We start from the raw sequence: 11,687 nt of genomic DNA on the forward strand, positions 1-11,687 counted from the left end.
CCGACAGCGGAACGCACCGGGGCCCGGCACACGTCATGTGTGCCGGGCCCCGCGTCTGCGGCGTGGTGCTGGGTCAGGCCCTGGAGTGGGTGTGCTGCCGGGGGGCATGCCTCCGGAGCGGCGCCCCAGAGGTCAAGCCTCGGCTCGGCGCCGTCGTGGGTCAGGCCTTCGGCGCGGCCAGGAGGATCTTGCCGATGTGGCTGCTGGACTCCATCAGCCGGTGGGCTTCGGCCGCGTCCGGCATCGGGATCGTGCGGTCCACGATCGGCTTCACGACGCCCTCCGCGAGCAGCGGCCACACATGCTCCCGTACCGCCGCGATGATCGCGGACTTCTCCGCGAGCGGCCGCGCGCGCAGCGACGTCGCCGTGACGGCGGCCCGCTTGCTCAGCAGGGCGCTCAGGTTCAGCTCACCCTTGGCACCGCCCTGGAGGCCGATGATGGCGAGCCGGCCGTTCACCGCCAGCGCCCGTACGTTCCGGTCCAGGTACTTCGCCCCGACGATGTCGAGGATCACGTCCGCTCCGGCGCCGTCCGTCGCCTGCCGCACCTCCTCGACGAAGTCCTGCTCGCGGTAGTCGATGAGGATGTCGGCGCCGAGTTCCTTGCAGCGCGCCAGCTTCTCGGGACCCCCGGCCGTCACCGCGACCCGGGCGCCGACCGCCTTGGCGAGCTGGATCGCCATCGTGCCGATGCCGCTGGATCCGCCGTGCACCAGGAGGGTCTCGCCAGGCCGCAGGTGGGCCACCATGAAGACGTTGGACCAGACCGTCGCCGCCACCTCGGGCAGTGCCGCGGCCTCCGCCAGGTCCAACCCGTCGGGCACCGGCAGCAACTGGCCGGTGGGCACGGCGACCTTCTCCGCGTATCCGCCGCCCGCGAGCAGTCCGCAGACCTCGTCGCCGACGGACCACCCGGTCACCCCGGGGCCGAGCGCCGTGATGCGGCCCGCGCACTCCAGGCCGGGGTAGGGGGAGGCGCCGGGCGGCGGGTTGTAGAAGCCCTGCCGCTGCAGGACATCGGCCCTGTTGACCGCGCTGGACACGACCTCGACGAGAACTTCGCCCTCGCCTGGTACGGGATCGGGGACCTCGGCCCATACGAGCGCTTCGGGGCCGCCGGGTTCGGGGATCGTGATCGCATACATGGCCGCGAGGCTACTCCGTACAGCGTCCCGGACGGGCCCGGACGGGCCTGTGCCGCGCCCGGACCCTCTTCCCTAAGGCCACTGGTTGGGCTGCTGCGAGGGGTTCACCGGCGGTGTCGGGGGCCGAGAGGCACGCACGATGGTGATCACCCGGTCCGTGAGCTGCAGGGGGCTGGCCGCCGGATCGTCGTAACCGAGCAGCCGATGGCCACGCACGACGGTGACCACCAGGTCGTCGGTCTCCCGGACGCTCTTGCCCACCTCGGCCTTTATCACCGGCCGTTCGATGAGATCGAGCCCGCTGCCCTGCTGGATCAGGTCCTCCATCACCGTGCCCGCGCTGGGGCTGAGGACGGAGAGGCCGAGCAGTCGGCCCGCCGCACTCGCGCTGGTGATCACGGCATCCGCGCCGGACTGCCGCAGCAGAGGAGCGTTCTCCTCCTCGCGCACGGCGGCCACGATCTTCGCGCCCCGGTTGAGCTGCCGCGCGGTCAGGGCGACCAGTACGGCGGTGTCGTCGCGCTGGGTGGCGATGATGATCTGACGGGCCTTCTGGACCTCGGCCCGCAACAGCACATCGCTGCGTGTCGCATCGCCCAGCACGCCCACGAACCCCTCGGCGTTGGCTGCCTCGATCACCTTGCCGGCCGGATCGACGATGACGATCTGGTCCTTCTTCAGCCCGGTGGCACAGAGCGTCTGGATCGCCGAGCGGCCCTTCGTGCCGAAGCCGACGACGACGGTGTGTTCACGCAAGTTGGTTCTCCAACGGTTCAGCCGGAAGTCCTCGCGGGTCCGTTCCGTGAGGACCTCGAGGGTGGTGCCGACCAGGATGATCAGGAAGAGCACACGCAACGGCGTCACCAGGATCACGTTGACGAGGCGCGCCGGATCGCTGTACGGGACGATGTCGCCGTAGCCGGTCGTCGACAGGGTCACCGTCGCGTAGTAGACGGCGTCGAGGAAGTCGACCTTGCCGTCGGCGTTGTCGTGGTAACCGTCCCGGTCGGCCCAGACGATGAACACCGTGGCGGCCAGCACCGTGAGCGCCATCGCCAGCCGCTTGGCCACCTGACGGAGCGGTCGGTCGACCACCCGCCTCGGCAGAAGCACCCGGGTCGGCACCACATGTTCGTCTGCGTGCCGGGCCATCGCATCGTGGCCGGGAAGTTTCACGTGAAACACCCTTCCGTCCACGGCGATGCCGAGGCCCACGGTAGATCGAGGATCTCCACCTCGGTGCCGGACCGTACCCCGCCGGGCGGGACCACGGCCAGCCCGTCCGCGGCGGCGATGCCGCGGAGCATGGCGGGTCCGTTGTAATGCAGGGGCACCACGCTGTCGTCGCGGTGGACCACGGGGATCAGCCGAGTGTCGTGCGGGTGCGCGTGCACCTCCTCGTGGACGGGGGCGCGGTAGCGGTCCTGGGCGGGCCGGCCGGCGATTCCCCGGAGCAGCGGCTCGGCCAGTGTCAGCAGTCCGGACACCGCGGCGAGGGGGTTTCCGGGCAGGCCGACCAGGCAGGGGCCGCCGTCGGGGAGCTGCGCCAGGAGCATGGGGTGCCCCGGGCGTACGGCCACGCCGTCGATCAGCAGCTCGGCACCGATCCGGGCCAGGACCGGGTGGACATGGTCCACCGGGCCGGCGGCTGTCCCGCCCGTGGTGAGGATCAGGTCGGCATCGGAGGTGACGAGCGCCTCACGCAGGGCGTCGGCGTCGTCGCCCAGCCGCCTGGGCTCGGCGACCTCCGCCCCCAGGGAGCGGAGCCAGGGGGCGAGCATGGGGCCGAGCGCGTCCCGGATCAGCCCTTCGCGGGGGAGCCCCGCCGTGAGGAGCTCGTCACCGAGTACGAAGACGTCCACGCGGGGCCGGGGCACGGCGACGAGAGCGTCGTACCCCGCGGCTGCCGCCAGTCCGAGGACGGGCGGGGTCACCACGGTCCCGACGGGCAGGAGCTCGTCGCCGGACCTGCACTCCTGGCCCCGGGGCCGGATGTCCTGGCCCGGTACGACGTCACGGGTGGCGTGCAGCAGGCCCTTGGCCTCGTCGCAGTGTGCGTGCTCGCTGCGGATCACGGCGGTGGCGTCCACGGGAAGGCGCGCGCCTGTGGCGATCCGCAGGGCGTGCCCGTCGGGGAGCGGCTCGGAGGATCCGCGTCCGGCGAGCAGCCCTTCCCCTTCCCGTACGGTCCAGGGTCCGGGCCCCGCGACGACCCAGCCGTCCATGGCCGAGGTGTCGAACGACGGCAGGTCGGTGAGCGCGACGACGGCCTCGGCGAGGACATGCCCGAGGGCGCGGTCCAGGGGGAGGCGGTGGGCGGCCAGGGGGGCGGTGCGACCGAGCCGCTCGGCCAGGGCGCGCGCTGCGTCCCAGGCGGCGGCCCGGGGCCGGTGCGCGTGGGTGGAGGCCGAGCGACCGTGGGCCGGAGCGGGGGTGGGGTCGTGGGTGGGGACGTGAGTGGGGCCGGTGCCGTGGACCGGCGCGGTGTCGGCCGGCCCCGCGTCGGCCGAGGCGGATCCGTTACGGCTGACAGGGCCCGGGGGCCGGCAGCCCGGCTCCGGCGCTTCCGGGCGTGGCTCGCCCTGGGCCGGGGCCGAGCTAGTGGGCGCCCCCGGCTCCGTGCGCGTGCCGGGCTCCGTGCGCGTGCCGGATTCCCCGGACCGGTCCGGCGGGGGGTAGGGGGCCTGCGGCCGGCGCGCGACGAGAGCGAGTGCTTGCTCGACGGCCCGCTCCTCCTCGGCCGCCCGCTCCTCGGCCTCCCGCGCATCGCCTCGGTGGGGGGTCATGGCGTGCCGGGCCCGCTTCCCGCCGCCGTCTCCTCCTCCCACCGGAGCGCGAGGGCGGTGGCCTTGCGGGAGGCCTCGGCCACCGCTTCAGCCGCGTCCGCCGGGCTCTTGCCGCTGCTCGCCAGCGCCGCCGCGTACCCGACCAGGAAGGTGGTCAGCGGCGCGGCGGGCCGGGCGACACCGTGCGCGGCGTCACGGGCGAGGTCCAGCAGGACGCCGGTATCGACGTCCAGCTCGATGCCCAGTTCGTTCTTGACTGAGGTGATCCATTCGTCCAGCACGGCCCCATGCTCCCTGATCCTCGCCCTGGCGGCAGCAATGTCTTCCCAGGTGTCGCAGTCGAACGAGGCCAGCGGGCCGGCCTGCACCCGGGCCAGGTCCAGTTCGGCGGTCAGCAGCCGCAGGGGGAGACCGGCGAGACCGCCGTGTTCGGTGGCGAGAAGGGCGAGTTCACGGCGGAGCGGCTCGGCGCGGTAGACCGCGACCAGCGGCTGGTCCCGGCCGTCCTGGTCGGTGCACAGGGCGCCTTCCCGCGCCCCCGGCTCCGCGGCGGCCAGCAACGAGCGGACCGTCGCCTCCCCCAGGAACGGCAGATCCGCGGAGAGCACCAGAACACGCTCCGCGGCCGTGTGCCGCACCCCTGCGCCGAGGGCGGCCAAGGGGCCGCCGCCCTGGGGCACTTCACGTGTCCAGGTGACCGGACGCACGGTGGGCCTGCGCCCGCCCACCACCACCGTGGACCCGGCGTCGGCACATACGGCGAGCACCCGGTCGAGCAGCGCACGGCCGCCCACGCGGAGCCCTGGCTTGTCGGCTCCCCCGAGGCGCTTCGCAGCCCCTCCGGCCAGAACGATGGCGTCATACGCGGTCATGCCCCGAGTATGCGGGCCGCCCGCCCAGGACGGCCCCCCGGGGACCGAACTCACAGGCCGCCGGGCCCGGGGGTGCCGTGGGCGCTCTCGGCTACAGCGTGCGCAGCAGCACCACCGGCTGTTCCACACAGTCGGCGACGTACCGCAGGAAGCCACCGGCCGTGCCACCGTCGCAGACCCGGTGATCGAAGGTGAGCGAGAGCTGGACGACCTGGCGGACCGCCAGCTCACCCTCGTGCACCCATGGTTTGGGCACGATCCGGCCGACGCCGAGCATGGCCGCCTCCGGGTGGTTGATGATCGGCGTCGACCCGTCGACCCCGAACACCCCGTAGTTGTTCAGCGTGAACGTCCCTCCGGTGAGCTGCGCCGGGGTCAGCTTCCCGTCCCGTGCGGCCTCGGTCAGCCGGGCGATCTCCGCCCCGATCGACTCCGCGTTGCGCGTGTGCGCGTCCCGGACGACCGGAACGACCAGACCTCGCTCCGTCTGGGCGGCGAAGCCCAGGTGGACCCCGGTCAGCCGCACGATCTCCCGGGCCTCCGCGTCCACCGTCGAGTTGAGCTCGGGGAACCGCGCGAGGGCCGCCGTGCAGATCCGGGCCAGCAGCGCGAGCACGGAGACCTTCGGCCCTGCGGCGTTCATCGCGGCCCGCGCCGCCATCAGCCCGGTGGCGTCGGCGTCGACCCAGCACGTGGCATCGGGAATCTCCCGCCGGCTGCGCGAGAGCTTCTCGGCCACCGCGCCCCGGACCCCGCGCAGCGGGATCCGCTCGCCCGAGGTGTCGGGCTCCGGCCGGGCGGGCGTGGACAGGACGGCAGCGGCGTCCTCATCGGCGGCCCTGATCGCGGACTCCACGTCGGTACGCAGAATCAGCCCGTCCCGACCCGACCCGGCGACCTGCCGGAGATCGAGGCCGTGCTGCCGCGCCAGCTTCCTGACCAGCGGCGAAATGACGGCGACGGGCCCCTGAGGATCCACAGCTCCGAGTACCGGAACCGAGGTCGGCGCCGGGGCGGAAGCCCTGACCGGCGCCGAACGCGCAGCCGTGACGGGGGCCGGGTCGGCAGCCGTGGCGGGGGCCAGGTGGGCAGCGGTGGTGGGGGCCGGGTGGGCAGCGGTGGTGGGGGCCTGCCCGACCGGGGTGGGCCTGACCCGGCGCCGCCGCGCGGCCGGCGCGCCCGTGCCGTAACCGACCAGCACATTGCCCGACGCCTCGCTCCCGGCGCCGTCATCGGAGGGACCGCCGGAGGCCCCCCGGCTCTCCGTGGCCTCCGCCGAACCGACAGCCACCGTCAGCAGCGGTGCGCCGACGGGGAGTTCCGTGCCCTCCTCGCCGAAGCGCGCCGTCACGACACCCCCGTAAGGACAGGGCACCTCCACCATGGCCTTGGCCGTCTCGACCTCGACGACCGGCTGGTCGACGGCGACGACATCGCCGACCTCCACCAGCCAGCGCACGACCTCGGCCTCGGTCAGGCCCTCACCCAGGTCCGGCAGCTTGAATTCGAGCACCTGCGCCATCAGCTCTCGGCCTCCCACTGAAGACGGGCGACCGCGTCGAGCACCCGGTCCACGCCCGGCAGATGGTGCCGCTCCTGCATCGGCGGCGGATAGGGGATGTCGAACCCGGCGACGCGCAGGACCGGCGCCTCCAGATGGTGGAAGCACCGCTCGGTGACCCGCGCCGCGATCTCACCGCCCGGACCGCCGAATCCGGAGGACTCGTGGACGACCACCGCCCGCCCCGTACGGCGCACCGACGCGGCGACGGTCTCGTCGTCGAAGGGCACCAGCGAGCGCAGGTCGACCACCTCGAGGTCCCAGCCCTCGGCCGTGGCGGCCTCGGCGGCCTCCAGGCACACCGGGAGGGACGGTCCGTAGGTGATCAGGGTCGCGCTGCGGCCGGGGCGGCGGACCACGGCCCGCCCGATCGGCTCGACCGGGGCCGGCGCCTCCGGCGACCAGTCGGCCTTGGACCAGTAGAGCCTCTTCGGCTCCAGGAAGACCACGGGATCGTCGGAGGCGATGGACTCCCTCAGCAGCCCGTACGCGTCCTCGACCGTGGCCGGCATGACGACGTGCAGGCCCGGGGTCGCCATGTAGTACGCCTCCGAGGAGTCGCTGTGGTGCTCGACCCCGCCGATCCCGCCGCCGTACGGCACACGCACCGTGATGGGCAGGGGCATGGCGCCCCCGGTCCGGTTGCGCATCTTGGCGACGTGACTGATCAGCTGCTCGAACGCCGGGTACGCGAAGGCGTCGAACTGCATCTCCACCACGGGCCGCAGCCCGTACATCGCCATGCCCACGGCCGCACCGAGGATGCCCGCCTCGGCCAGGGGCGTGTCCGTACAGCGGTCGTCGCCGAACTCCTTCGCCAGGCCGTCGGTGACGCGGAAGACGCCCCCGAGTGTGCCGACGTCCTCACCGAGGACATGCACCGCAGGGTCCTCGGCCATCGCGTCGCGCAGCGCCCGCCCGAGGGCCTGCGCCATCGTGGCCGGCCTGGCCCTGGCCGTCCGTTCACCGGCCGTCGCGGCAACGGTGCTCATCGTCCCTCCTCTGCGGGGCTCTCGCCGTCCGCACCGTGCTCGGCGTCCAGCTCGGCCCGCAGCCGCGCCGCCTGCTCCCGCAGCTGGCCGGTCTGCTCCTCGTAGACATGGGAGAACAGGTCCATCGGGTCGAGTGCCGGGTCGGCGTTCATCTGCTCCCGCAGTCCCTCCGCCATCCGCTCGGCCGCCTCCCGCACCGTCCCGATGCCGTCCTCGTCCAGCAGCCCGCGCCCGGTCAGCTCCCGTTCGAGAAGGCTGATCGGGTCGTGCGCACGCCAAGCCTCCACCTCACCGTCGCCGCGGTAGCGGGTGGCGTCGTCGGCGTTCGTGTGGGCCTCCATGCGGTACGTGACAGCCTCGACCAGCGTCGGGCCGTCGCCCCGCCGGGCCCGCGCCACCGCCTCGCTCAGCACCTGGTGCATCGCTGCCGCGTCGTTCCCGTCGACCAGGCGGCCCGGCATCCCGTACCCGACGGCCTTGTGGGCCAGGGACGGGGCCGCGGTCTGCTTGGCCAGGGGCACCGAGATCGCGAAGCCGTTGTTCTGCACGAGGAACACCACCGGGGCCCGCCAGACGGCCGCGAAATTCAGCGCCTCGTGGAAATCTCCCTCGCTCGTCCCGCCGTCGCCGACCATCGCGAGGGCCACCACGTCATCGCCCTTGAGGCGGGCCGCGTGCGCCAGGCCCACGGCATGCGGCAGCTGGGTGGCCAGGGGGGTGCAGAGCGGGGCGATGCGGTGCTCACGCGGGTCGTACCCGGTGTGCCGGTCCCCCCGGAGCAAGGTCAGCGCCTCGACCGGGTCCAGGCCACGCGCCACGGCGGCGAGGGTGTCGCGATAGCTGGGGAAGAGCCAGTCCCGGTCCTCCAGCACGAGCGCGGCCGCGATCTCGCAGGCCTCCTGGCCGGTGCTCGACGGGTACACCGCGAGCCTGCCCTGCTTGGTCAGCGCGGTGGCCTGCGCGTTGTACCGGCGGCCGCGCACCAGCTCGGCGTAGAGCCTCAGCAGCAGCTCGGGGTCCACGTCGGCCACGGCGTCCGTACCGAGCACGCGGTACGGCTCGGGGTCCGGGAGCAGCGGCGCGGGATCGGTGAGCGGCTTCCAGGCCGGGGGCGGCGTGGGCCGGTAGGCGGCTGCGCCGGGCAGCTCCTGAACCGTCATGACAAGCACCTCCTGGCATCGAGATATATCGAGGGGTGTCGAAATCTGCAGGAATCGGGGCATGGACGGGGCGCCGGTGTGGTGCGCCTCACCTACCGATTGTTCGGTCGCGGAGGCAATTTGGCTACACGCACCTTCAGCCTGTGGACAAACGGTTCTCCACAGCCTGGGATAGGGGCAGGTCGTCCACAACAGGGAGGCGCGGGCAGATGGCAGCTGAACAAATGGCCGACGGGGCCGGCGGCCCGGACCGCACTCCGCCCGCACGGCCGCTGGACTCCATCGACCGCGCGATCCTGCGCATCCTCCAGACGGACGGCCGCGCGTCGATACGGGCCGTCGCGGAACGCGTCCATGTCTCGCGGGCCAACGCCTACGCCCGGATCAACAGGCTCGTCGAGGACGGGGTGATCCGTGGCTTCAGCGCGCGCGTGAACCACGAGCGGGCAGGGCAGGCCGCCTCCGCCTACATCACACTCAAGATCGTCCAGAACTCTTGGCGCACCGTGCGGGAGCAGCTCCAGGCACTTCCCGGCGCCACCCACATCGCGCTGGTCAGCGGCGACTTCGACGTGCTGCTCCTGGTGCACACCCCGGACAACCAGGCACTGCGCGAGCTGGTCCTGACCAGGATCCAGGCCATTCCCGAGGTGCTGTCCACCCGCACGCTGCTGGTGTTCGAGGAGACCGATCTGGGCCCGCGCCCGGACCGTCCGGCCGAGCTCGCCTAGGGCCGTCCGGCCCGGCTCAGGCGGCCCGCATCCCCTCGAAGGCGAGCCGGACGACGGTGTCGGCGAGCTGTTCCGCCTCCGGGGAGCCGCCCGGCTGCGGGCGGTACCACTCGACCAGCGAGTTCACCATGCCGAAGAGCAGCCTGGTCGCCAGGCGTATGTCCACGTCCGCGCGCAGGTCCCCGTCCGCCACCGCGGCCTTGAGCAGCTCGGACACCCGCTGGTCGAACTCACGCCGGCGCTCCAGGGCCCAGCGCTCCGTGGTCGTGTTGCCGCGCACGCGCAGCAGCAGCGTGACGTACGGGACCTCCGCCGTGAGCACCTCGACCGTCCGGCGCGTGACGTACTCGACCCGGGTGATCGCCCGCCCCTGGGTGGCCCCCGCCTCGTCGAGAATGCCGAAGAGCCCGTCGAGCGCCCGGCTCACCGCACGCTTCAGGAGCTCTTCCTTTCCCGCCACGTGGTGGTAGATGGACGACTTGGAGATGCCCGCCGCCTTGGAGAGGTGCTCCATGGACGTGCCGTCGTATCCGCGCTCGTTGAAGACACGGACGGCAACGGTCAGGAGTGTCTCCGGGGTGTACGTGTCCCGCTTGGCCGTGGTCATGACCGCGATCCTCCCCCATGAGTTGTCCACAGGTCTCTCGGGGCCCCTTGTCCCGACCGATCGTTCGGTTACTCTAACTCCGTCAGCACATCCCTGCCCGGCTCGACGAGGAGTTGGTCCGTCATGGCCGCCGAGCTTTCCCCCGAGAAGCTGTCCGAGATCCACCGCCCGACGCTCGACCAGGCCCTCGACGCGATCCGTACGCGCGCCTACTGGTCCCCGCATCCCGAGCACCCGAAGGCCTACGGCGAGGGGGGCCTCCCCGGCAGCCTCGGCGCGGCCGAGGGCAAGGCCGCGTTCGACGCCGTGCTCGGCACCAGGCTGGATCTCGGCCAGCCCGGCACCGACGGCTGGACCGGCGGCGAGGTATCGCCGTACGGGCCGGAGCTCGGCGTCGAGTATCCGCACGCCGATCCGGACGTCCTGCTCCCCGCGATGGGTGCCGCCATGGGTTCGTGGCGCGCCGCGGGACCGGAGACGCGGGCCCTGGTCTGTCTGGAGATCATCGCCCGGATCAGCGCGCGTACGCACGAGCTGGCGCACGCCGTGATGCACACCAGTGGTCAGGCCTTCGTGATGGCCTTCCAGGCGGGCGGCCCGCACGCCCAGGACCGCGGCCTGGAGGCCGTGGCGTACGCGTACGAGGAGCAGACGCGGACCCCGCGCAGCGCCGACTGGTCGAAGCCCCAGGGAAAGCGGGACCCGCTGCGGCTGCACAAGTCGTACACGGCGGCGGGGCGCGGGATCTCCCTGCTGATCGGCTGCAACACGTTCCCCACGTGGAACGGCTATCCGGGCCTCTTCGCCTCGCTGGCGACCGGCAACCCCGTTCTGGTCAAGCCGCATCCGCGGGCGGTCCTGCCGCTCGCGCTCACCGTGCAGCTGGCGCGCGAGGTGCTGACCGAGGCGGGCTTCGACCCGAATCTCGTCGCGCTGGCGGCCGAGCGACCCGGCGAGGGCATCGCCAAGACCTTGGCCATCCGCCCCGAAATCAAGATCATCGACTACACGGGCTCCACCGCCTTCGGCGACTGGCTGGAGACCAACGCCCGGCAGGCCCAGGTGTACACGGAGAAGGCCGGCGTCAACACGATCGTCCTCGACTCCACCGACAACTACCGGGGCATGCTCTCCAACCTGGCCTTCTCGCTCTCCCTCTACAGCGGCCAGATGTGCACGACCCCGCAGAACCTGCTGATCCCGCGTGACGGCATCACGACGGACGCGGGCGCCAAGTCGTACGAGGACGTGGTGGCGGACATCGCCGAGGCGGTGAACGGGCTCCTCGGTGACGACGCCCGGGCCAACGGCCTGCTCGGCGCCCTGGTCAACCCGGATGTGAAGGCCAGGCTGGAAGGGGCCGCGGCCCTGGGTGACGTCGCGCTCGCCTCACGCCCGGTGGTCAACCCCGACTTCCCCGATGCCGTGGTCCGCACGCCGGCCATCGTGAAGCTCGACGGCACCAAGCCCGACGACGGGGCGGCCTACCTCTCGGAGTGCTTCGGCCCGGTCTCGTTCGCGGTCGCCGTGGACTCGACCGCCGACGCGCTGGACCTGCTGCGCCGCACGATCCGCGAGAAGGGTGCGATGATGGTCGGCGCGTACACCACCTCCCCCGAGGTGGAACGCGCGGTGGAGGACGTCTGCTTCGACGAGTCGGCGCAGCTCTCGCTGAACCTCACGGGCGGCGTGTACGTCAACCAGACCGCGGCCTTCTCCGACTTCCACGGGTCGGGAGGCAATCCGGCCGCCAACGCGGCGCTCTGCGACGGGGCGTTCGTGTCCAACCGCTTCAGGGTGGTGGAGGTCCGCCGCCAGGCCTGAGCGAGGA

General features: G+C 72.6%; 10 protein-coding genes. 2 read left to right on the plus strand and 8 right to left on the minus strand.

Annotation, left to right across the window (positions count from 1 at the left end):
• Positions 1–160 precede the first annotated feature (160 nt).
• The 7 genes from JKV81_RS24145 to pdhA form a co-directional block, all read right to left on the minus strand.
• Positions 161–1,147, minus strand: a complete 987-nt coding sequence (locus JKV81_RS24145) for an NAD(P)H-quinone oxidoreductase (protein ID WP_129264559.1) — start codon at positions 1,145–1,147, stop codon at positions 161–163.
• Between the two features lie 72 nt (positions 1,148–1,219).
• On the minus strand, positions 1,220–2,362 hold the full coding sequence (locus JKV81_RS24150) for a potassium channel family protein (RefSeq protein ID WP_129264560.1): 1,143 nt from the start codon (positions 2,360–2,362) through the stop codon (positions 1,220–1,222).
• Positions 2,320–3,933: a molybdopterin molybdotransferase MoeA gene (locus JKV81_RS24155; protein WP_129264561.1), complete on the minus strand. Its 1,614-nt coding sequence runs from the start codon at positions 3,931–3,933 to the stop codon at positions 2,320–2,322. Before JKV81_RS24155 ends, JKV81_RS24150 begins: the two co-directional genes overlap by 43 nt.
• On the minus strand, positions 3,930–4,805 hold the full coding sequence (locus tag JKV81_RS24160) for an NTP transferase domain-containing protein (RefSeq protein ID WP_129264562.1): 876 nt from the start codon (positions 4,803–4,805) through the stop codon (positions 3,930–3,932). The genes JKV81_RS24155 and JKV81_RS24160 overlap by 4 nt, the downstream gene beginning before the upstream one ends.
• Positions 4,806–4,896: 91 nt before the next feature.
• Entirely contained in the window at positions 4,897–6,327 is a 1,431-nt protein-coding gene (locus JKV81_RS24165; RefSeq protein WP_202077749.1) for a dihydrolipoamide acetyltransferase family protein, read from the minus strand.
• Positions 6,327–7,358, minus strand: coding sequence for an alpha-ketoacid dehydrogenase subunit beta (locus JKV81_RS24170; RefSeq protein WP_202077751.1), 1,032 nt, complete (start codon positions 7,356–7,358; stop codon positions 6,327–6,329). The genes JKV81_RS24165 and JKV81_RS24170 overlap by 1 nt, the downstream gene beginning before the upstream one ends.
• Positions 7,355–8,518, minus strand: a complete 1,164-nt coding sequence (pdhA, locus tag JKV81_RS24175) for a pyruvate dehydrogenase (acetyl-transferring) E1 component subunit alpha (protein ID WP_129264565.1) — start codon at positions 8,516–8,518, stop codon at positions 7,355–7,357. The genes JKV81_RS24170 and pdhA overlap by 4 nt, the downstream gene beginning before the upstream one ends.
• A 224-nt stretch (positions 8,519–8,742) precedes the next feature.
• On the opposite strand from pdhA, the gene JKV81_RS24180 reads away from it, so the two are divergent.
• On the plus strand, positions 8,743–9,249 hold the full coding sequence (locus JKV81_RS24180) for an Lrp/AsnC family transcriptional regulator (RefSeq protein WP_124278187.1): 507 nt from the start codon (positions 8,743–8,745) through the stop codon (positions 9,247–9,249).
• A 16-nt stretch (positions 9,250–9,265) separates the two neighbouring features.
• On the opposite strand, the gene JKV81_RS24185 is transcribed toward JKV81_RS24180, so the two are convergent.
• Complete coding sequence (locus JKV81_RS24185; protein WP_202077754.1) at positions 9,266–9,856, minus strand: TetR/AcrR family transcriptional regulator; 591 nt, start codon at positions 9,854–9,856, stop codon at positions 9,266–9,268.
• A 123-nt stretch (positions 9,857–9,979) separates the two neighbouring features.
• Between JKV81_RS24185 and paaN the strand changes: the two genes are divergently transcribed.
• The gene (paaN, locus tag JKV81_RS24190) at positions 9,980–11,680 is read left to right on the plus strand and encodes a phenylacetic acid degradation protein PaaN (protein ID WP_202077755.1); all 1,701 of its coding nucleotides are present in this window, start codon (positions 9,980–9,982) and stop codon (positions 11,678–11,680) included.
• The last annotated feature ends 7 nt before the right edge of the window (positions 11,681–11,687 follow it).

It is taken from the genome of Streptomyces silvae, assembly GCF_016745505.1.
Lineage (GTDB): Bacteria > Actinomycetota > Actinomycetes > Streptomycetales > Streptomycetaceae > Streptomyces > Streptomyces silvae.